At 53.8% G+C, this 20,551-nt stretch carries 16 protein-coding genes; 6 read left to right on the top strand and 10 right to left on the bottom strand.

Annotation, left to right across the window (positions count from 1 at the left end):
- Positions 1 to 64 precede the first annotated feature (64 nt).
- Positions 65 to 805, bottom strand: a complete 741-nt coding sequence (locus tag H7846_RS02215; RefSeq protein ID WP_186694913.1) for a sugar transferase — start codon at positions 803 to 805, stop codon at positions 65 to 67.
- A 334-nt stretch (positions 806 to 1,139) separates the two neighbouring features.
- Here H7846_RS02215 and rfbC point away from each other — a divergent pair, with 334 nt between their 5' ends.
- Positions 1,140 to 1,703: a dTDP-4-dehydrorhamnose 3,5-epimerase gene (gene rfbC / locus H7846_RS02210; protein WP_186694911.1), complete on the top strand. Its 564-nt coding sequence runs from the start codon at positions 1,140 to 1,142 to the stop codon at positions 1,701 to 1,703.
- Here the strand turns inward: rfbC and H7846_RS02205 are convergent.
- The 8 genes from H7846_RS02205 to H7846_RS02170 all read right to left on the bottom strand — a co-directional run bounded on the left by H7846_RS02205 (position 1,695) and on the right by H7846_RS02170 (position 9,627).
- The gene (locus tag H7846_RS02205) at positions 1,695 to 2,246 is read right to left on the bottom strand and encodes a D-glycero-alpha-D-manno-heptose-1,7-bisphosphate 7-phosphatase (RefSeq protein ID WP_186694909.1); all 552 of its coding nucleotides are present in this window, start codon (positions 2,244 to 2,246) and stop codon (positions 1,695 to 1,697) included. The genes rfbC and H7846_RS02205 overlap by 9 nt on opposite strands.
- The gene (locus H7846_RS02200) at positions 2,243 to 2,680 is read right to left on the bottom strand and encodes a VOC family protein (RefSeq protein WP_222597536.1); all 438 of its coding nucleotides are present in this window, start codon (positions 2,678 to 2,680) and stop codon (positions 2,243 to 2,245) included. The genes H7846_RS02205 and H7846_RS02200 overlap by 4 nt, the downstream gene beginning before the upstream one ends.
- The gene (gene rfbD, locus H7846_RS02195; protein ID WP_186694907.1) at positions 2,677 to 3,582 is read right to left on the bottom strand and encodes a dTDP-4-dehydrorhamnose reductase; all 906 of its coding nucleotides are present in this window, start codon (positions 3,580 to 3,582) and stop codon (positions 2,677 to 2,679) included. The genes H7846_RS02200 and rfbD overlap by 4 nt, the downstream gene beginning before the upstream one ends.
- Before the next feature lie 2 nt (positions 3,583 to 3,584).
- Complete coding sequence (gene rfbA / locus H7846_RS02190; RefSeq protein WP_186694905.1) at positions 3,585 to 4,460, bottom strand: glucose-1-phosphate thymidylyltransferase RfbA; 876 nt, start codon at positions 4,458 to 4,460, stop codon at positions 3,585 to 3,587.
- The gene (gene rfbB / locus H7846_RS02185) at positions 4,457 to 5,575 is read right to left on the bottom strand and encodes a dTDP-glucose 4,6-dehydratase (RefSeq protein WP_186694903.1); all 1,119 of its coding nucleotides are present in this window, start codon (positions 5,573 to 5,575) and stop codon (positions 4,457 to 4,459) included. The genes rfbA and rfbB overlap by 4 nt, the downstream gene beginning before the upstream one ends.
- Before the next feature lie 565 nt (positions 5,576 to 6,140).
- The gene (locus H7846_RS02180) at positions 6,141 to 7,061 is read right to left on the bottom strand and encodes a glycosyltransferase (RefSeq protein WP_186694901.1); all 921 of its coding nucleotides are present in this window, start codon (positions 7,059 to 7,061) and stop codon (positions 6,141 to 6,143) included.
- Between the two features lie 19 nt (positions 7,062 to 7,080).
- On the bottom strand, positions 7,081 to 8,100 hold the full coding sequence (locus tag H7846_RS02175) for an NAD-dependent epimerase/dehydratase family protein (protein ID WP_186694899.1): 1,020 nt from the start codon (positions 8,098 to 8,100) through the stop codon (positions 7,081 to 7,083).
- 441 nt (positions 8,101 to 8,541) lie between these two features.
- Positions 8,542 to 9,627: a glycoside hydrolase family 88/105 protein gene (locus H7846_RS02170; RefSeq protein WP_186694897.1), complete on the bottom strand. Its 1,086-nt coding sequence runs from the start codon at positions 9,625 to 9,627 to the stop codon at positions 8,542 to 8,544.
- Between the two features lie 122 nt (positions 9,628 to 9,749).
- Here H7846_RS02170 and mnmE point away from each other — a divergent pair, with 122 nt between their 5' ends.
- From mnmE to H7846_RS17935, 3 genes are all read left to right on the top strand, one after another.
- A complete protein-coding gene (mnmE, locus tag H7846_RS02165) occupies positions 9,750 to 11,129 on the top strand; it encodes a tRNA uridine-5-carboxymethylaminomethyl(34) synthesis GTPase MnmE (protein WP_186694896.1) in 1,380 nt (459 codons plus the stop codon).
- A 212-nt stretch (positions 11,130 to 11,341) separates the two neighbouring features.
- Positions 11,342 to 14,098 carry a protease pro-enzyme activation domain-containing protein gene (locus tag H7846_RS02160; RefSeq protein WP_186694894.1) on the top strand — a complete coding sequence of 919 codons (2,757 nt, stop codon included), beginning with the start codon at positions 11,342 to 11,344 and terminating at the stop codon, positions 14,096 to 14,098.
- A gap of 156 nt (positions 14,099 to 14,254) precedes the next feature.
- Positions 14,255 to 14,377, top strand: a complete 123-nt coding sequence (locus tag H7846_RS17935) for a hypothetical protein (RefSeq protein WP_255460793.1) — start codon at positions 14,255 to 14,257, stop codon at positions 14,375 to 14,377.
- Positions 14,378 to 14,435: 58 nt separating this feature from the next.
- Here the strand turns inward: H7846_RS17935 and H7846_RS02155 are convergent, their stop codons facing one another.
- A complete protein-coding gene (locus H7846_RS02155; protein WP_255460792.1) occupies positions 14,436 to 15,476 on the bottom strand; it encodes a DUF1338 domain-containing protein in 1,041 nt (346 codons plus the stop codon).
- A 129-nt stretch (positions 15,477 to 15,605) separates the two neighbouring features.
- Between H7846_RS02155 and H7846_RS02150 the strand changes: the two genes are divergently transcribed.
- Both H7846_RS02150 and H7846_RS02145 read left to right on the top strand, forming a co-directional pair.
- Positions 15,606 to 16,538, top strand: a complete 933-nt coding sequence (locus tag H7846_RS02150; protein ID WP_186694892.1) for a LysR family transcriptional regulator — start codon at positions 15,606 to 15,608, stop codon at positions 16,536 to 16,538.
- A gap of 160 nt (positions 16,539 to 16,698) precedes the next feature.
- Positions 16,699 to 20,511: a TonB-dependent receptor gene (locus tag H7846_RS02145; protein ID WP_186694890.1), complete on the top strand. Its 3,813-nt coding sequence runs from the start codon at positions 16,699 to 16,701 to the stop codon at positions 20,509 to 20,511.
- The last annotated feature ends 40 nt before the right edge of the window (positions 20,512 to 20,551 follow it).

The following is a 20,551-nucleotide window of genomic DNA, read 5'->3' as shown; positions in this document are numbered from 1 at the left end:
TTAAATCGTCGCAGAGACGATTAACAACCTTCTGAAGGCTCGCTCGACTCCCCTAGGTCTTTTTTTAGTACGCACCGTCTTGCTTCAAAACGACCTTGAAGGTCTTTAAAAGGATCTTAAGATCTCTTCGCAATGACCAATGATTGACATAATCGCAATCCAGCGCGACTCGCTCATCGTAGGTTAGTTCACTACGACCAGAAACCTGCCAAAGTCCAGTGAGACCAGGCCTTACTCTGCAATAGCATTCAAAAGAATCTTCATATTTTTCAACTTCAGCCGCCACAATTGGGCGCGGCCCCACCAGGCTCATATGACCAGCCAAAACATTCCACAATTGAGGAAATTCATCGACACTGTATCGTCTTAAAAAAGACCCGATCGGAGTAATCCGAGGATCGTGGCGCAATTTGTGGTCCCGGTTCCACTCTGCGCGAGCTTTTGGGTTTTGAGAAAGATATTCTTCCAGAACCTCGGCCGAATTCACACACATCGTTCGGAACTTCCACATGGAAAAAAACGCACCATGACGACGGATACGGCGATGCGAATAGAAGATCGGTCCTGGAGAGCTGATCATTACCAATAAGGAAACCAGCCCCATGAGAGGAAAAACAATCGGAGATGCCACAAGAATCATAAAGATATCGAAGAACCGCTTGACCACGCGATAGCGGAATAGTTCTGCGGGCATCCGGTCAAGAGGATGGGTATCGAATACCGGCCTGCTGACTGTCTCCGTAAACGAATAGCTATCTTCGATAGCCGCCATCCGCGACTCAGGAGATTGAAATTCAGCCTGCATTGAAATCCTGTATCTGTATAACGCTACCCTCGCTTCTGTGCGCTGGTCCCGGAATACTGGTTGTTCGTACGTTCATTGATTGCAATGATCGGTTCCGATTTCGTATCCATCTGGTTCACAGAATGGTAGACCGACCTTCGAGCTAACTGGATATTCATGTCCTTCAAAACATTGCAACCAACAGACAGATGTAGGAAAGTTATTCAGCTGTCACAACCCATTCATTCTAATCACTGGATCTCGTTCTACTACAATCTATTTTAGGATAGCCCGCCTAAACTTTCTAAATTAACCATCTGGTTAATGCGGCTCTTTCATCGGCTAGACTAGTGAGATGCAGGTCCTTGATACACCACTGCAAGATGTTAAGTTAATTCAACCCCGTCGGTTTGGCGATAGTCGCGGCTGGTTTACAGAAGTCTTCAACACTTCCTCCTTCTCTAAAGCAGGACTTCCTTCTGAATTTGTTCAGGATAACCAGTCTTTTTCCCTCAAAGGGGTTCTCCGGGGACTCCATTACCAACTCGGTAAACCCCAAGGAAAGCTTATCCGTGTCCTCTCCGGCCACATCTGGGATATTGCCGTAGACCTCCGTCGTAACTCCCCTGACTTCGGCAAATGGGCAGGATTCCACCTCAAGCCATGCAACGAAGCTGGAAATCTCGAACTTCTTTGGATTCCTGAGGGATTCGCCCACGGTTTTCTCGTGCTCTCGGACTCCGCAGAAGTCCTTTACAAGACCACGAATCCCTATTTTCCGTCTGGCGAACGATCCATCCTATGGAATGACCCCACCCTCAATATCACCTGGCCCCTAGATACCCTCGACGGGACTCCCCCTACGGTCAGCGACAAGGATGCAGCAGGTAGGACTTTCCTTACTGCCGACTTACCTTGAATTGTCCGTCAGCCACTGCTCCACCTCGCTGAGCTGCTGGATCTCGATGTAGTCACCCTGACAGTGGGCCTCTTCGGTCCCGCTGACCAGGAATGCCTGTAGCAGCTCGGCCTTATTCGCCGCCGCGATATCGCTACACCGATCCCCCACCAGAACACTATCTGCCAGGGAAACCCCAAACTCTCGCTCTGCCCTCTTCAACATGCCGATTCCAGGCTTCCGGTCTTCATGCTCGCGCTTGAACTTCCCAATGCCGTGTTCTGGGTGATACGGACAGTAATAAACCGCGTCCAATTCCACCCCCTGGGTGCGCAACTCACCTCTCATCCAGAACATTAACCGCTCAAAGTCCGCTTCGGTATAGAACCCACGCGCAATCCCTGCCTGGTTGGTCACGACCACTAGCCGGTATCCCAACCGCATCGCGGTTCTGCACAGCGAAAAAATTCCCGGGATAAACTTCACATCCTCAATACGATGCAGGTAACCGATCTCTACATTTACCACTCCATCACGATCCAGAAACAGTGCTTTTTTGCTCATCCAAGCTTCCTGTAACTGTGCTGGTGTCCAGGAGCCTCAATCAGCTCCACCATGAATCGTTGCGGAGTAATCCAGAACTGGACCCTCGCCCCCTCATACGCCACCGCAGGCTTCGGAGGTCCCGCCATGATCGAGCCCTGCCCCTCCAACCGCTTCGCATCTTTATCCAGGTTAGCTGTCAGATAAGCCACATGGTTCAGGATGTTGACCCCTCGCTTCAGTGCCGTTGCCACCGGACTGGCCTCTCCGAATGGAGCAATCAGCTCATAGCATGGCCCCTCTTCCGTGCGCCCAAACTGCACATAAACTCCAATACCGGGGTCCTCGAAGACCTCTGTCCAGCGGTCGAGGCCAAACATGCTTTCTAGGAACTCCCTGCCCTCAGCCATATCACTCACCACCAGGCCGATGTGGTCAAACTGCAACTCGCTCATAGCTCCTTCATCACCTCGCCCAGGGAGTCCCGCCAATCCATCATTTTCCAACCAAATCTCTCCGCCAGTTTTTCGCAATTCAGACGCGAGTTCGCGGGTCGTTTTGCTGGAGTTGAATACTCTGCCGTCGAAATTGCATCCAACTCAGCCAGCTTCGCTTCCGAATCACGCTTTCGCTCTCTTCGGATCGCCTCCTCAGCAAATCCCAACCACGTCGTTTCTCCTGTGCCCGCAGCATGATAGATTCCGCTGAACTCCCGCAATGCCTTATCCCATCCCTTTTGCGCTGCCTGGTTCTCCACTCGCTCGATCACCCGCGCCGTCATCCGCGCCAGATCGCGGCTCCATGTCGGAGCACCGTGCTGATCCGCCACCACTCGCAGTCTGTCTCGCTCGCGTGCTGCCTTCAGAATCGTCCGCAGAAAGTTTTTCCCCGTTGATCCATAGACCCAGCTGGTGCGAAAGATCATGTACCCTGCGTCCGTCGCGGCGAGCTCCTGCTCTCCTGCCAGCTTGCTCGCGCCATAGACACTTACCGGCCCGGTGGTATCCGTCTCTACATAGGGCGCAGTTCCGGTGCCTGCAAAAACATAATCGGTCGAAAAGTGAATCACTCCCGCGCCGATCTCGCGAGCCTCCTCGCCTATTGCCTGTACAGCCTTAGTGTTAATCGCATAGGCCAGCTCTGGCTCACTCTCTGCCTTGTCTACTGCGGTATATGCCGCGGGATTCACAATCCACCTCGGGCGAACTGCGCGAATCCTCTCACGTAGTGAGGCTGTATTCGCCAGATCCAATTCGACTCGCCCAGGGGCAATAATCTCGCCCAGATGCGCCAGCATCCGGACAAGCTCACTCCCCACCTGCCCCGTCACTCCTGTCAGCAGAATCCGTCCACTCATCCTCAGTACACCGGCTCCGAGAGCAGCCTCGTCAGGTATTGCCCATAGCTGCTCTTCCCCATCACATTCGCCAACGAGCTGAGCTGCGTTTCATCGATATATCCCAACCGATAAACAATCTCCTCCAAGCACGCCACCTTCAACCCCTGGCGCTTCTCGATTGTCTGGATAAATGTCGCCGCTTCGAGCAGCGAGTCGTGTGTACCTGTATCAAGCCATGCCATGCCGCGACCCAGCACTTCGGTCTTCAGTTGCCCGCGCTCCAGATACCAACGGTTCACATCCGTAATCTCCAGTTCGCCGCGCGGAGAGGGCTTCAGCCCCTCTGCAATCCCCACTACCTGCGAATCATAAAAGTAGATTCCCGTCACCGCATACCGAGACTTCGGTTTCGCAGGCTTCTCCTCAATCGAGATTGCCTTACGATTCGCGTCGAACTCCACCACACCATAGCGCTCTGGGTCGAGCACAGGATAGGCAAACACTGTAGCACCATTCTTGCTCGCTGCTGCTGATTGCAGCGTCTTCACCATGTCGTGTCCGTAGAAAATGTTGTCGCCCAACGCTAGGCAACACGGTTCTCCTGCGATAAATTTCTTGCCGATCAAAAACGCCTGAGCCAGTCCATCCGGAGAAGGTTGAACCGCATACTCCAGGTGAATCCCCCACTGCTCTCCCGATCCCAGAAGCTGCTCAAATCGCGGGGTGTCCTGTGGGGTTGAGATGATCAGAATCTCGCGAATCCCTGCCAGCAGCAGCACCGAAAGCGGGTAATAGATCATCGGTTTGTCATACACCGGCAACAACTGCTTCGAAACAGCCTGCGTCACAGGGTGCAACCGCGTTCCCGAGCCGCCCGCGAGAATAATCCCCTTCATCGCGTCTCCTCCGCAGCAATCCCTTCACGTGTGCCATAGTTCTGTTTCACCCACTGCTGATACGCTCCGCTGGTCACGCTCCCCACCCAGGCTGTATTCGCCAGATACCACTCCACTGTCTTGCGCAGGCCGGTCTCAAAGCTCTCCTGTGCTCTCCACCCCAGTTCACCCTCGAGCTTCCGCGCATCGATCGCGTATCTTCGATCATGTCCTGGCCGGTCTGCCACGTACGTGATCAGCTGTTTATGTGGTTTGAGTGGCGACTCCGGCGAAAGTTCATCCAGTAATGCACAAAGCGTTGTCACCACCTCAAGGTTGCTGCGCTGATTTCCTCCGCCCACATTGTAGGTCTCGCCCACTTGGCCGCGTTCCAGCACCGTCATCAGCGCACGGCAATGATCTGTCACGTAAAGCCAGTCACGCACCTGCTGGCCATCACCGTACACCGGCAGAGGCTTGCCCTTACGAGCATTCGCGATCATCAGCGGAATCAGCTTCTCCGGAAACTGATACGGCCCATAGTTGTTCGAACAATTCGTAATCATCGCCGGAAGCCCATAGGTATGCACCCAAGCCCGCACAAGATGATCGCTCGCCGCCTTCGAAGCAGCATAAGGCGAGTTTGGAGCATACGGTGTCTCCTCATGAAAAGCCGGATCTTCCGGTTCCAATGTGCCGTAAACCTCATCGGTCGAGACATGCAAAAATCGGAAGCCGTCTCGCTCCTCACCCGTTAGCGATCCGAAGTACGCCCGCGCCGCCTGTAGCAGAGTAAAGGTACCGTCGATATTCGTCCTCAGAAACGCCTCTGGCCCATGAATGGAACGGTCCACATGGCTCTCCGCCGCAAAGTGAACCACCGCACGCGGCCGGTGCTTCTCCAGAAGCCCCTTAACCAATGCAGCATCGCAGATGTCGCCATGAATGAAAGTGTATGCCGGGCTCTCTTCCACAGTAACCAGATTCTCGTGATTGCCCGCATACGTTAGCTTATCGAGATTCACCACTGGACCCTTACCTGCGGCCAGCCATTCCAGCACAAAGTTCGAGCCAATAAATCCGGCGCCGCCAGTCACAAGAATCGGTGTGCCAGCATCTTTTTGCTTCGTTTCCATGCCTGAATCATCTCCTCTTCCCGAACGCCAGGCACCGTTCGCCTGAACCCTCATCTCCATCGCTCCTCGATGAGCGTCTTATCAAGACTACCGCACCAGCATCGGAGATTCGCCCTGTAATATCATTCGGATCGTAGGTGGTAATGAGGTGGAGGAATCCCGTATTTAGCCTTTAACTCTCATCCTGCTCGAGCACACTTCCACAACTCATTCCATTGCTCCTCAACCCACAGGAATTCCGGTTTGTGCCGATAATCACGAAGCTCAAAGTACAGCATCGAGCCTCCGCCTCTAATCGCGACAACCACGCCATCGCAGGTTCTTGCCCCACACCAATTCGCTTCGGCATGTCTGAGAATTCCCGGAGCCACATCAATCATTCGTCCAAGGACACCAACGCCACTCCAGTACAATCCCTACAATCCCCGAAAGATATCTGAATTCAGCGAACCTCCGTCAAATAGGTGGCACCTACAAAACGCGGCTGGCAGAGACTCGATTGTCGGCATAGCGCCTGTATATCAGGATCTTGAGCGTTAAATCCGAGGATGGAATCGTCGCGGAGTTACAGAGTGTCGTACACCCGATAAGAGCTCAAGCGGCGCTTCAGGGCCATCGGCAGAAACCGCTGATTGAGTCCAAGGAGAAGCCCTGCGCTTTTGGCGAGACTTCGTCCCACGTCCCCAGGAGCCCGGCGGACGGAATCCGCTGCCTTGCGATGGCCAAGCTGCTTTGACAGCAATTTACCCAAATCCTGCAGCAAGGAGGATCGGGTCCCCGAAGCCTCCCAGATTCCCAATTGCTTGAGTGTGTAGCCAATATCAAAATATCGTTTGACCAACTGCGCCGAAGTGTAATGGTGTGAATGATAGACCGGCGCATTAGGCTCGTACACAATCTTCCAGCCAGCATCCAGAATGCGCTTGGCAATGGCTAAGTCCTCAAACGTCTTGAACTCTTCCGGATAGGGAATCTTCTCCCACATGCTTCGACGAAGCGCCGAATTAACATCAGAAAAATGATAGAACCGGTAGCCCACCTCATTGCGATGAGCCGGGTCCTTCACAATCTTCTTATCGCCGTAAATCCTGTCGTATGTATCATGCCGCTCTGTCGGAGAGCCCGGCTTGGGCAGCTGACGACCGTAGACGGCCCCCACGCCTGGATCGTTGAAATTGTCCAGCAGTTCTTTAAGCCAGAAGTCCGATGCAGGAAGCGCATCGCCCGAAAGGTTTACGATGATCCTGCCAGTTCCCAGATTCGCGGCAAAGTTTCGGGTACGTGCGTGGTGAAACTCTTCCGGGCGAATCTGCTCAATCCGAATAGGGAATTGGCTTGCGATCTTTAGAGTGTCATCGGTTGAGCCGGAGTCCACTAAAAGAACCTCGAACTCGCCAACGCCTTTCTGAGAAAAGACCGCCTCTAGACAAGGCCCGATATTTGGACCTTCATTCTTCGTCAGAATCGAGATGGAACAATCAACCATCGGATCAGCTCCCTTGGCTTCAAACCTTAACTGAAGCAACCTTAGCCCAGCTTGCCGGCATTTTCCTGGTCACTTCGATTCCCTCGAAAATGTTGCTTTCCCGAGCGCCATGCTCACGTACCCATTCGGCCATGGAGCGCACACCTTCCAACAATGTAGTCTTGGAGCGCTTACCGAACATCTGTTCCGCCTTCGAGTGATCGGAGAATGCAATCTTAACTTCATTGCGAGCGTCAAGATAGTTGATATCGCAAGGCTTTCCCATTGCCTGTGCAACCACTTCCGCAAGTTCGTTGACGGTATACGGCACGTCGGCACCAACATTGAATATCTGGTTGCGCGCTGCTGGGAAATCGACGGATGCGGCGATGATCGGTGCGACATCATCAATGTGCGTGAATGCACGTTGCTGCGTCCCGTCCCCAAAAATCGTCATGGGCTCACCACGGAGAAGTTGGTTCATAAAGATTCCAACGACATTGCGATACCGGTCGCCAATATTCTGCCGCTCTCCGTATACATTGTGAGGCCGAAAAATAACATAATCGAGACCAAACATGTCATGGCTCACACGCAGTTCCTGTTCCACGGCCAGCTTGGAAATTCCGTAGGAATCTTCAGGCACCGGCATCATATCCTCGCTCATTGGACTCTGCCCCGCACCATAGACTGCAATCGATGAGGCAAAGACGAAGCGCTTTACGCTGTGGTTGATCGAGGCATTAATCAGGTTTACGGAGCCGATGAGGTTGTTGTTGTAATTGAATCTTTTGATGAAATGACTCAACCCTTCGGCCGCGTAGGCCGCCATGTGGTAAACGTAGTCAAAAGAATGCTTCTCGAAAAGACGATCTATTAGATCGTGATCGAGGATCGAACCTTCAACAAATTGACTTGCCGAAGACACATTTTCACGAAAGCCTCCTGTTAAGTCATCAAGCACCACGACATCATGTCCCATTTGGACTAGATGGTCGGCAACGTGCGACCCGATAAATCCGGCACCACCAGTTACCAAAGATGTAGGTCTACCTTCCATGAACCAATCTCTCCTCGAAACATGCAAAGTGTGAAAGCATTCGATGTGTTGTAACAAGCCCCCAGCAAATCACACAACGCAATCATTCTGTGTTTTAGAATGATCTTACCTCAGCGCGAATGAGATTACCCGCAGCCATATGGCTGCACCAAGAATATTCTCATTTGTTCGCATTCGATCCAATCCACAAAACCATGTGCGCTAGAAAGATATGACACTCTTGAATCCACGCCGTTTCGAAAGCAAAATCCGCTAGGCTGGGGCAGCCTTCTCACCCTCTCCACGAGAGCTTCCCAGTACTTTGTCAGCAGCTTGCAAAGGCTCGGAGAGGTTGCTCAAGGCTGCTTATTTTGCCTCGGGTTAATGATAGCAAAGCAGAGAAGACCATTTGCATAGTGCGTATGTGTTGATTGGCATGAATCATCTGACAAACAATCAGCCCTACTTCACACCATCCTGCAACAGTGCCGTAGCAGACCACAGCACTGGCGCCTGGCCATGGAAGTCTCCCGTGCGGCGCTTGCGCTGGTAGTAGTACTCGAGCGAGTCCTTCTTGCCTGTACCTTCACATACCTGGGTCACGTCATAGTTCTGATCGACATAACCCACGACAGCGATCCATGCCTTGCGAGCCGCCGGGCCATAGGTCTTCGCATCGAGCCAGCCATGCTTGACGCCCATGATCATGCCATAGGCGAACATAGCTGACGAGGAACTCTCCGGCCATGCATCGTCCTTGTCGATCAACTGACGCCACATGCCGTCTTTGCCTTGGTACTTGAGCAGAGAGGACATCATAAGCTTGTAGCCCTTCATAATGCGGGCGCGATCGGGATGGTTCTCTGGCAGCTCGCTCAGCATCTCGGCCATGCCAGCCGCAACCCATCCATCTCCACGCCCCCAGAAGTACTTCACGTCCGGTGCGTGATAGAAGAGACCGTTCGGTTGCTGCAACTTGTCAAGATAAGCCACCATCTCTTTGGCATCGCGATCGAGATATTTTTTATCTCCTGTAGCGCGATAAGCCTCCAGCTGCAACATGGTGAGCATGTACATGTCGTCGATCCAGTAACGAGTTTCGGCCGAAAGACCATCGGGCTGCGGATTCTCCCATTGACGGTCAGCCCACCACACGCCTTCCTTGAGGAACTTCTCATCTTTGGTTTCGCGCGCAATCTCCAGCGGCACAACGCCAAAGATGGAGTCGTCAACGTGATGACGAACAGGGCGACGCTCAGCCTCGGCTCCACCAGGCATCAGCGGCTCGAATTTCTTGATCAACTGATCGCGAAGGGCAGTGTCATGCGTCAGCTCGGCATAACGGAGTGCTCCATACCACGTGCATACCTCCGAGTAGTGAATCGTCTTGGTGTACTGATGCGGACTGGCCACAAAGTGGTCAGACAGATGCTTGCCCACTTCCTGCGGGCTGGTCCCTGCCGGCCAGTTAGTAAAATAGCTTTCCTGTGCGCCGGCCTGGAGGGCGCCAAGTAGGAGACAACCAGTAAGCACAATATTCAAACGCATCTTTGACCTCATCTTGGTTGAGCAGGTTTGTCGGAAAAGGCGACGTCGCCATTCTATGCAAGATGTCCTACCACTGCCTACTACTTTGTAAATATCAACCTCCGCTCTGACATACTTTCCTTATGCACCAGCACACTCCAGACACGCCAGGGCGCCTCTTCGAGGACACCATTGTGGCCATCTCGACTCCCCCCGGTCGGGGCGGAATCGGTATCGTACGTCTCTCCGGCAGCCGCGCACAGACAATCGCCGAGAGCATGGTCCAGCTGGCACGGCCTTTGGAGGCTGGGAGAGCGCGGTTTGGGCACATGATCGACTTAGCTGGCGATGTGTTGGACGAGATCGTTGTCACCTTCTTCGCCGCTCCGCATTCGTACACCGCTGAGGACGTAGTCGAGATAGCCATGCATGGCTCGCCGGTGTTGCTGAACTACGCGGTGGAACAATCGTTAAAAGCGGGTGCGCGGCTGGCTCAACCGGGAGAGTTTACCGAGCGCGCATTCCTCTCAGGCCGTCTGGATCTGACTCAAGCAGAGGCAGTACGCGATCTGATTGATGCTTCAACGCTGCACCAGGCACGCATCGCAGCCCAGCAGTTAGGCGGCGCGCTATCGCGCAAAGTCGCTCCCATCAAGGAGCGGCTCATCGGCCTGATCGCCGGTCTTGAGGCAGGCGTGGACTTTGCCGAGGACGATATTGAAACCATGGCCGCAGAGGGAATTATCACGCGGCTCCAGCTGATCGAATCTCCGCTGCGCGAGCTGGAACGTAGCTTCGGCTATGGCAGGCTGGTACATGATGGGCTACGACTCGCGATTGTAGGACGTCCCAACGTCGGCAAATCTTCGCTCTTCAACCGGCTGGTCGAACGCGACCGCGCCATCGTAACGGCGACCCCGGGAACCACACGGGATCTGGTGACCGAGCGCGTTTCGATGGAGGGAATTCCAGCCGAGCTCATCGATACCGCCGGTCTGCGCGAAGCGATCGACGAGGCCGAAACGATCGGAATCACCAAATCGCGCGAGGCGATCGCCGAGGCTGACCTTGTACTCATGGTTGTCGACGGTGCTTCCGAGATTCATCCCGAGGACACGGCGACCATCGCCTCTATTGCTGACAGACCGATGCTGGTGGCAGCAAATAAGTGTGACCTTGGAGCGATCAAAATCCCTCTGCCAACCTCAGCGCGCGTCGTGCGAACCTCTGCCACAACTGGCGAAGGCATCGCGGAGCTTCGCCAGGCGATTCTTAAAATCGCCACAAAGGGTACGCCCCCTCAGGAGACGGCGCTGGTTACAAATCTGCGGCAACGACAAGCGGTTCTGGACACGCTTGCCGCATTGGAACACGCAGTCGCCGCAGTTCGTGCAAGCATTCCGCATGAAATGATCCTGCTGGATCTCTACGAGGCGCTCTCTGCCTTGGACCGCCTAACGGGTGCGACTACTGCCGATGACATCCTGCACCTGATCTTTTCCAGCTTCTGCATCGGAAAATAGCCACTGCTCGTTTGATAGACTTTTTTGCACATATCCACCACTGGATGCCTCGAGATTCGGAGGATACATGTGTCTCTTTGGGGGCCCTTGTGAAGTTGTTCTGCCGTTTTGTGTCTTTCTTTGCTTTGGTTTTGGTTCTTGAGATATCTGGATTCGGGCAGCGGCCTGTAGCTAGGCTGCGCGGTCCAATCGACAAGTCGGAACGGATAACGTTGGCTCATTCGCGCACGCCACTCGCAGAGGATGCGCGGGATGCGGGCGCTCTGGCTCCAACGACTCAGGTGCCGGGCATGACGTTGGTCTTTCAACGGTCGGAGGAGCAAGAGGCTGCGCTGCAGAGCTTGCTGATAGCGCAGCAGGACCCGGCATCGCCGCTGTATCACCGATGGCTGACGCCGGATGAATTTGCGGGGCGGTTTGGAGTAGCCGATCAGGACCTTGCCGCAACCGAGGCATGGCTGACAGCACAAGGGTTTCACGTAGAAAGCGTGGCGCGAAGCCGCGACCGGATTACGTTTTCGGGTACAGCGGCGCAGGCGCAAGCGGCATTCGGAGCGGAATTGCGGAAGTATCGCGTGGATGAAGAGATGCACTTCGCTCCCGCGAATGACTTGAGCCTGCCAGCTCAGCTTGCCCCTATGACAGCGGCAGTGCTCCATCTATCGGACTTTCGGCCAAAGGCTTACGTAATCACACGGGACACTGTGCAGCCCAATTTAACTTCAGCTTCCGGGCAACAACACTTCCTGACGCCAAAAGATATTGCGACGATGTACAACCTGACTCCGCTCTATCAGAAGAACTGGTATGGCGATGGCCAGAGAATAGCCGTGGTAGGGCAATCGTATGTGAACCTTGGGTCGGTGCAGTTAACCAACTTCTTTGGGAGCCTGGGTTTGGGGGTAAACGTAACGCCAGTCCTGGTTCCGGGCTCAGGGGTGAATGCAGTCTCATGGGGAGATCAAGGGGAATCGGAGATTGACATCGAGTACGCCTCAGGAATTGCCCCAAAAGCAGATATCTTCCTGGTGTATGTCGGATCAAACCAGAACTTCAACGTCTTCGACTCGCTTGCATATGCCATTACAGAAAACATTGCGCCTATAGTAAGCATCAGTTATGGATCGTGCGAGCTTGCATTGAGTCAAAGCACCTTGCTCCAAGCGAATTCGCTGTTCGCGGAAGCGGCAGCGCAAGGCCAAACTCTGGTCGCCTCCAGCGGCGATAGCGGATCTACCGAGTGCGCACGATATAGCGCAGCAACTACGGCTCAACAGCAGGCTCTTTCTGTCAGCTTTCCGGCAAGCAGCCCTTATGTGACGGCAATAGGGGGAACCCAGATGGCGCCAGGAACCTTTGGGGCGAACGCGGGGACTTATTGGCAGAGCGCTGGAAGCCTAGACCTGACGGGTTCATTACTCACTTATGTGCCAGAGGTCGCCTGGAACGAAGGAACAACGAGCAGAATCTCTGCCGGAGGAGGAGGAATCAGCAGCTACTACCCCCGACCAAACTGGCAAAGTGGCGTTCCAGGCATTCCATCGGGTTCAAACCGCCTTCTACCAGATGTCTCGTTTCAGTCGTCCTCTAAAAGTCCGGGATTCATTCTATGTACGAGCGATCCATTTCTCGTGGCAGAATCAGGGCAGTCGTCCAGTTGCAACAATGGACTCAAAGGCAGTAATGGATCGTACACGACTGCCGGAGGAACGAGTTTCGCAGCACCAATCTTCGCTGGTTATCTCGCAATCCTCAATCAGTCGAAGAACGCGACTGGATTGGGAAACATTAATCCGACACTTTACAACCTGGCGAGTAATGCGACAACGTATGCCTCGGCATTCCATGACATCACCATGGGAACAAATGCATGTACCGCCGGGGCAAGCATGTGTTCCTCGGCAGGGCAATCGAGCTATATGGCAGGGGTAGGGTACGACCCGGTAACAGGTCTGGGAAGCGTGGACTTCAACGCTCTGTCTGCTGTCTGGCCATTAGGTCCATCAGCGAGTCTGGTGGCTACCAGCATGAGACTGACTGCCATTGCTGCAGGTATTAGTGGCGGACTGTCTTATTCGGCGACGCCTGGCCAGCAGGTTCCTGTATCGATCACCCTGCAGCCTGTAAACAGCAACACGAATGCGGGGAATTACGCGGGTACTATCACGATCTCTTTTGACGGAGCAATCTCTCCTACGGCTTTGCAGATTCCATCGACGAGCAGTGGAGCCAACTCATACACAGCGTCTTATGCTGTCACTGCGCCAACCACTGCTGGATCGCATGTGCTTACCGTAACTTATTCCGGCGATGCGACCCATGCACCGGTGGCACGCGCTCTCTCGCTAACAGTGGGAAGCATCAGTGCAACCGGCTCGATGACGCTGAGCGTGCCAAACATCTCAGTCGCCAATAACTCCACAGCGCTGACGCAGGTTACAGTGACTCCGACCGGTGGATACAACGGCAGAGTCGTCTGGTCGCTGAGCGCAACAGCTGCATCGCCGGGTGCGCCACAGCTTTCGGGATGCTATTGGATTACCCCATTGCTAGTAAACGGTACGGTCACGACGCAGCTGAAGATGGGCATGGGGTCGGCGTGCAGCAATGTTCAGCCACAGGCTCGGATTGCCGTGCAGGCTACACAAGCAAGTATTGGAGCAGATCATACGCAAAGACGAGACCTGCCAGCAGGCACAATATACGCGGGACTTGTGATCTTTGGAACGCTAGGAATGAAGCGGCGGAGAAGATTCATGAGCCTGTTGGGGGTGATAACAGTGGCGCTGTTTCTGAGCGCAGGACTGACGGGATGCGGAGGCAGTGGAAGTAGCGGAACGGGTGGTAACAATAACAATCCCACTCCTCCGCAGACACAGCCTATGAGTTACACATTCAAGCTGACAGGCACCGATTCAGTGAACTTGTCGATCACGGCGTCGACAACGTTCAATATGACGTTGCAATAACTGTTGCCAAGCCCATAAGCGATTGAAATCTACCGGGATTCTGGCGAGTCTACGAAACGGCGCCGAGGATAGAAATAGTCCACGGGTCTTCAGAAAATCATCCCCACCGGTAATCTTGCTCGTTCACATCAAATCAGGCGTTTTCCGTCGACAACTATGACCTACATCGATCACGTTGCTGTCATCAACGGCGGGGTTCTTACCGTACGCACCAGCGGAGGAATGATCCAGCCCCAGCGCGGTGGCGGCCTGCGTGAGTTGGGAGTTTATCCACTGTAATCTACATATCAGTCGCGAGAGACTCTCCCTCGCAGCTTTTTGCGATGTGATCAATAAGTTATGACTTTGCAGCCGAAGTCATCTTGAAAATAGCCTGTGCATTGGAACTATCGAAGCTCAAGTCTAACCGCCTTTTCCCTGCGCCTTCTTCAGGAAGTGGAAGACGAGTAATAAATTCAAGAAAAGATCCGGGAACCTCCTTCTCCAGGGGGCTTCCGTCGGACATCCGAAATGTTCTGGATACCTGTGCTGCACGGAATGCCGTCTGGCGCACTCGGCCAGATTGCGAGGTTTCAACGACAGCCTTCATCGGTTGTCCTAAAGCCTTCTGTTCGGACGCCAACTGATCGACATCTTCAACGCGATCTGTAGCATGATTGAATGCATTCCCCTCGGTTGAGATCCATGCCGCCTCAGCCGATTCCGCCAGGAGTATTTCATAGTCAGCAAGCGTAACTTCCTTATGCTGACGTCCGAAGCAGGAGACGAGCACGGGCAGAAGTACGACAGCCTGATCTACGTTCAATGAGTGCGAAGATTCCAGCTCTTCTAAAAGGCCCTTCGCTTCAGGAGTCAGCGGATTGGTTGATGTCGTCACAATGTGTTTCAGAGCAGCCTGAAACTCCGCAGAAAAGCGTTCGGGATGAAGTTCGCTGATGAAAAACTGAGCAATCTCTTCCGGAAAGTCGACCTGAGCATAGGAACGTCCTGTCATGCGCAACCGTTCTAATGGATAAACCCCGTTAAGAGCATAACCAAGTGGGCGCAGGATCCGGGCGATCGACTCTTCTCCTGCAGGAAGATCTCCCATACCTGACATGGCGATCGTACGAACCGCTCCGTGATCGTGCATAACGGTTTTGCCGTGACTAAGGCAGTGCTCCACATAGGTTTTGGCTGCAGGAACGCGTTCCAATAGGTCCTCGAAGAGGAGCATATTCAGAGCCTGCGCAAGAATTGCTCTTGAAGCTCGCTGTGCTGAATCCTCCATGAGCGCGAGATCAATCACGAGAACTTGAAATAGTCGCGCTGTCCGTTCAGAGCCAATGGATCGATCAAGAATCGTTTGTAAAGTTCCGCCATGCACAGGTTGCATCATTTCTCCACCTTTTCGATCGCGGTAAATCACTATCTGCAACCAGTTATCGCTTCGTTTTATCGAAATGTAAAATGCTATGCTTTCAACACTTCATGCGTCTTAAGCATGATTGCCTTGAGGAGGGGAGACATGACCTCGCTTCCATCGATTGCCTGCCTGCAGTCTTTTGAGAGTGTGGCGAGACATGGGAGTGTCTCTCGCGCATCGATCGAGTTAAACCTCACGCAGAGCGCCGTGAGCCGTCAGATCCACCAGCTCGAACAATTGTTAGATGTTGCGTTGTTTGAACGAGTGCGCCAACGGATGGTCATCACCGATGCTGGAAAACTCTATCTCAAAGACGTAATCAGGGTCCTGATCGACCTGAAGGGTTCTACCAGCCGGATCATGGCGTGTGGAGGAAGTGCCAGCCTGCTCAACCTGGCCGTTCTTCCAACGTTTGGAACCCGGTGGCTAGTCCCACGACTGCCGGGTTTTCTACGACAACATCCCGACGTTACGGTAAATTTTTCGGCGCGGTCTGAGCAGTTCGATTTTGATGTTGAGCCTTTTGACGCTGCAATTCACTATGGATCGACAAATTGGCCGGGTACCGTGGCCTACCACCTTATGGATGAAGATACCGTTCCGGTTTGTAGTCCAACGTTCGAAACGGCACAGCGCATCAAGAAACCTGCCGATTTGGCTCGCACGGTTTTGCTACATCAATCCACCCGTACCGAGGCGTGGGCGGAATGGTTCAAAATCATGGGAATCGAGAATTCACATCCACTTCGAGGTCCTCGATTTGAGCAATTCGGGATGATCGCGCAAGCGGCAATCTGTGGGTTGGGAGTGGCGCTTTTGCCAAAGCTCCTCATCGAAGAGGAGCTGGCTTCCGGCAAACTGATCCCCCTCTTTGCACACCCCCTTCGGAGTGCAAACTCTTATTACGTAGTGCTGCCCGAGGCGAAGGCCTCCTCACCCCTTGCAGCAGCCTTCGTTCAGTGGATTATCCAGGAAGTAAAGGTCGTCGATTCGACGGTTATGCAAAAAAATCATAAACGATTAAAAAAATACTGATATCCCCAGGCACATTTCGGGTAATAATTTTGCTGACTCAAAGTTACCGGTAACTCACGAAATCAAAGTTGGTGGAATGCATTCTCAGGAACGGCCATGCCTATTCCTGAACTCCCGTCTGTTCAAGAAAGGGTTCGTCCGTATGACTCTGAAGTACACTTTGCGAATTTCTCTCGTTTGGTTGCTCTTCCTTTTCACCCCGTTTGCCTGGTCCCAGGCAAGCACCTCCCTGGGCGGGCGCGTAACCGATGCTGCTGGCGCAGTCATTCCCGGAGCGGACATCAAACTTACCCGCACCACGACTGGATTATCTCGATCCGGGAAAACCAATAACAGCGGCGAATACCAGTTTTCACTCCTGGCTCCAGGTCGTTACGAATTGACCGTTACCTCGCAGGGGTTTGCCACACAGAAGAGAACTGGCATCGAGCTTCTGGTGAGCCAGCCCGCGACGATCAACGTCGTTTTGAGCGTGGCTTCGGTCTCGTCCGATGTAACCGTAAGCGCCGACATTCAGCCGATGTTGAACACGACGGACGCAACGCTGGGCATTGCCTTTACTCAGCAACAGATCGTCAATCTGCCGAGCGAAGCGCGAAATGTTCCCGATCTGCTGAGCCTGCAACCGGGCATCACGTTCATAGGTCGTACAGACAACAACACAGGTACGACCTCGAACGGAAACAATGGCAGCGACTCTCGAAGCGGAGCAATCAATGGTGGGCGCTCAGATCAATCCAACATTACTCTCGACGGCATTGACGTCAACGACATCAACAATGGCTATGCGTTTACCAGTGTGTTGCGCGTATCGCAGGATGCGGTCGGCGAGTTCCGCGTCACGACCAGCAATCCGAATGCGCAGGATGGCCGCTCCTCTGGCGCTCAGGTCGCACTCGTAACCCGCAGCGGAAGCAACGCCTTTCACGGTTCGGTCTATGCCTACAACCGCAACAACCTCTTTCACGCAAATGACTTCTTCAACAAGCAAACGCAGCTGAACAATGGACAACCCAATGTTCCTCTAAAGTTGATCCGCAACGTTTTTGGTGCCTCTGTTGGCGGTCCGATCAAGCAACAGAAAGCATTCTTCTTCCTGAACTATGAGGGTCGTCGCGATACGCAAGGCTTCACTTCGAATGGCACAACCGTTCCAACGGATAGCTTCCGCCAAGGCAACCTGAAGTACGTCTGCGCAGATAGCTCCGATGCACGTTGTCATCCGGAAGGGAACCTCATGGTCTATACCCTGTCCCCTGCCGATCTGAAAGCTATGGACCCCCAGGGGATTGGAGTCAATTCCGCAGTCCTGGATCTACTGAAGACATATCCTGCAGCAAACAACCCGACTGTAGGCGACAAGCTAAACAACGAAGGGTACAGCTTTTCGTATGTCACCAAGCGCAGCTATAACGCCTATACCGGGCGCCTCGATTGGGACATCAAAGGCAATGGAAAGCACACGCTCTTCTGGCGCGGAAACATGCAGAACGACACCGAGCCTGACGGCCCGAAGTTTCCGGGACAACCCGGCTCAAATACTCTGCTGACAAACAGCAAGGGGTTCGCCGCTGGCTATACCGAACTGCTGAGCAATAGCCTCGTGAACAATCTCGCCTTTGGTCTTACCCGCCAGGGATACAGCAATAAAGGTCTTCTGTCTGGACCCTATGTGACTTTGCAGAGTATTACTTCGCTCATCCCAACAACCTCATCCAATTCGACGATCGCTCCGGTGTATAACCTGGTCGACAATCTCACCTGGACGAAGCATAACCACAACCTGGCGTTCGGCACGAACATCCGCTTCATCGAGACGCGTACATCGAGCAACGCGCTCTCCTATTCGAATGCCACAGGGACCTATCAGTACCTGAATCCAGCAAAGATTGCTGGGGGAGGTGGCCCCTTCGATCCGGGAGCCTTTAGTCTTCCTGCTGTCTCCAGCAAATACTGGGGTAATTACAACGGCAGCCTGATGGGCATCGCAGGAATCATCAATGTAGGAAACGTTACCTACAACACAACGAAGGACGGATCGACGCTTCCCGTAGGCGCTCCCGTCGCTCGCGACTACCGCTGGAACGAGTATGAGTTTTATGCGCAGGACAGCTGGAAGGCGCTCAGCACCCTGACACTGACCTTTGGATTGAGGTACTCCTATCTGCAGGTCCCCGCCGAGACCTCCGGAACGCAAGTCGGCGTATGCCGGATCGTGAATGACGCCTGCGCACCAGGGAATTTTTCATTGACCGATTATGTCAATCAGAGCGGTCAACTGGCTGCCATCGGGCAGTCCGTCAGCGGAGCCGGAGAACTTGGCTTCCCGCTGAACGGCCGTTACAACGGAAAACCGGACTATTGGACGCCAGAGAAAACAAACTTCAGTCCACGGTTCGCGCTCGCCTTTTCTCCGAATCCTTCGTCAGGAGTCTGGAACAAGATTCTGGGGAACGGACAGAGCAGCATCCGCGCAGGATATTCGCTAGTGTTCGACCACTTCGGTGCGGCAATTGTGGACAACTTCGTCAACGAGGGATCGTTCGGCCTTGCGACAACACTGCAAACCAGCGCCGGCGCTTTAAAGATTGGAGATGCGCCACGATTCACCGGGGTCAACAACGTTCCCCAAAGCCTGCTGCCAGCTCCGCCGAAGATCGGTTTCCCTGGCATTCCCGTACAAAGCGGCCCTACCAGCGGAGCGATCTATTGGTCGCAGGACTCCGCAGTCAAGACTCCCTATGCTCATGTCGTAGACTTTTCAATCTCGCGACAGATTCATAACAAAGCTTCACTGGAACTAACGTACGTTGGACGCTTCGCTCATCGCCTGCTGGAGCAGGAAGATGTAGCCATGCCGACGAACCTGGCAGCCGCGGGAACCACTTACTTTGCGGCAGCAGCCGAGATGTCGAAGATGGCGCGCGCTAACGACGCCAACGGAGTGGATGTCTCGACGGTTCAACCCATCGCTTACTGGCAACAACTGTTCGGTGCGCTGAATGGGAAGGACATCGGGTTTGGTCCCGGCTTTACGGCCACACAAAACATCTACCAGCTCTATCAGCAGAACATCTACAACGAAGCCAACGCACTCTATGCCCTGGATATGGCGGATGCGGCAACTGAAGCCGGAATCAATCCGGACGGGGCGTATCCGTCGAACCGTTTCTACCACGATCAATTCTCAGCGCTCTACGCGTGGAGATCGATTGGCAATTCGAACTATAACGCTCTGCAGGCAACGTATCGGCAGCAGGTCGGATTGGGTTTACAGGCTGATTTTAACTACACCTACTCCAAATCGCTGGACTCAACCTCACAAGCGGAGAGGCTTGGATCGTCGGGAGGCATCAATAATGCTCAGATCTTCAACACATGGAACCCGAACCAGCTCTATGGGCCCTCGGACTTCGATCTAAGGCATCAAATCAATGCCAACTACATTTGGAAATTACCGTTTGGCCGAGGACAGCGGTTTGCTTTCTCGGTCGGCCGGCTTACCGATATGCTGATCGGCGGCTGGCAGACAACAGGAATCGTTCGCTGGACCAGTGGACTTCCCTTCGGCGTCAACAACGGAAGCAACTATCCGACAAACTACGATATCCAGGGCTTTGCGACACAGATCGGAAAAATCCCCGGCGGGCGCGGAAAGCTGCAACAGCAGTTTGCCAATCCTGCAGCGGTCCTCGCAGCATTTGATTTCACTCTGCCGGGAGGCTCCGGAACCAGAAATCCGCTTCGTGGCGATGGATTCTTCCAGGAGGACGCCGGTTTGGAGAAGGCGTTTTCCTTGACTGAACGTTTGAAGGTCAAGGCTGGAATTGAACTGTTCAACGTTACAAATAGCGTGCGTTTTGACGCGCAATCCGTTTCCTCCAGTATTGGTAGCCCAAATAACTTTGGAAATGCGACCAAGCTGTTAACCAATCCTCGTCTGGCACAGTTCCACGCCAGGGTCGAGTTCTAATACGGAAGCTTCATAGCCCGTGGCCTCGTGGATGCGCATC

The sequence above is a fragment of the Edaphobacter sp. 4G125 genome, from assembly GCF_014274685.1.
In the GTDB taxonomy this organism is placed as follows: Bacteria; Acidobacteriota; Terriglobia; order Terriglobales; family Acidobacteriaceae; genus Edaphobacter.
This window is presented reverse-complemented; position numbering and strand designations above follow the sequence as displayed.

Bases quoted from the DNA above. Each gene is read 5' to 3' on its own strand.
- H7846_RS02150 (WP_186694892.1), top strand. From the start codon at position 15,606: ATGACCTCGCTTCCATCGATTGCCTGCCTGCAGTCTTTTGAGAGTGTG.
- rfbB (WP_186694903.1), bottom strand. From the start codon at position 5,575: ATGGAAACGAAGCAAAAAGATGCTGGCACACCGATTCTTGTGACTGGC.
- H7846_RS02180 (WP_186694901.1), bottom strand. From the start codon at position 7,061: ATGGTTGATTGTTCCATCTCGATTCTGACGAAGAATGAAGGTCCAAAT.
- rfbC (WP_186694911.1), top strand. From the start codon at position 1,140: ATGCAGGTCCTTGATACACCACTGCAAGATGTTAAGTTAATTCAACCC.
- H7846_RS02200 (WP_222597536.1), bottom strand. From the start codon at position 2,680: ATGAGCGAGTTGCAGTTTGACCACATCGGCCTGGTGGTGAGTGATATG.
- H7846_RS02205 (WP_186694909.1), bottom strand. From the start codon at position 2,246: ATGAGCAAAAAAGCACTGTTTCTGGATCGTGATGGAGTGGTAAATGTA.
- mnmE (WP_186694896.1), top strand. From the start codon at position 9,750: ATGCACCAGCACACTCCAGACACGCCAGGGCGCCTCTTCGAGGACACC.
- H7846_RS02175 (WP_186694899.1), bottom strand. From the start codon at position 8,100: ATGGAAGGTAGACCTACATCTTTGGTAACTGGTGGTGCCGGATTTATC.
- H7846_RS17935 (WP_255460793.1), top strand. From the start codon at position 14,255: ATGACCTACATCGATCACGTTGCTGTCATCAACGGCGGGGTTCTTACC.
- H7846_RS02215 (WP_186694913.1), bottom strand. From the start codon at position 805: ATGCAGGCTGAATTTCAATCTCCTGAGTCGCGGATGGCGGCTATCGAA.
- H7846_RS02170 (WP_186694897.1), bottom strand. From the start codon at position 9,627: ATGCGTTTGAATATTGTGCTTACTGGTTGTCTCCTACTTGGCGCCCTC.
- rfbA (WP_186694905.1), bottom strand. From the start codon at position 4,460: ATGAAGGGGATTATTCTCGCGGGCGGCTCGGGAACGCGGTTGCACCCT.
- H7846_RS02155 (WP_255460792.1), bottom strand. From the start codon at position 15,476: ATGATGCAACCTGTGCATGGCGGAACTTTACAAACGATTCTTGATCGA.
- rfbD (WP_186694907.1), bottom strand. From the start codon at position 3,582: ATGAGTGGACGGATTCTGCTGACAGGAGTGACGGGGCAGGTGGGGAGT.